This window comes from Psychroserpens jangbogonensis, from assembly GCF_000797465.1.
GTDB classification, from domain to species: Bacteria; Bacteroidota; Bacteroidia; order Flavobacteriales; family Flavobacteriaceae; genus Psychroserpens; species Psychroserpens jangbogonensis.
In genome coordinates this window covers 1-390 of the sequence record NZ_JSWG01000032.1, presented here as the reverse complement: position 1 = coordinate 390, position 390 = coordinate 1, and the positions used below count along the sequence as shown (strand labels likewise).

Annotated in this window: 1 protein-coding gene; it reads left to right on the top strand. The window is 36.9% G+C overall.

Going from position 1 to position 390, the window contains the following annotated elements:
* The coding region (locus RH81_RS17090; protein WP_033962431.1) for a hypothetical protein at nucleotides 1-390 on the top strand (390 nt) is incomplete at both ends.

Below are 390 nucleotides of genomic sequence, written 5' to 3'. Positions count from 1 at the left end.
TGTTATGATACTGTTGAGCTTGTTTTGCTAGTAAATCCAATACCAGATACGATTGCAGTTACACCTTATGAGTTGTGTGATGATAACAATCCTGGAGATGAGATTGAGCAGTTTGATTTAACGAGTAAAGATGCAGAGATATCAGATGGTCAATTAGTGACTGTTAGTTATTATGAGACTTTGGCAGATGCACAAGGATTAGTTAATCCACTCGCAAGTCCATATAGTAATACGAGTAATCCACAATCGATTTTCTATGCGCTTGTTAGTACAACAACAGGTTGTGTTGCAACGGGTAGTTTTGAATTAGTAGTAAATCCATTACCATTATTAGTAGTTCCGACTGATTTAGAGGTTTGTGATGATGGTGTACCTGATGGTTTAACGAGT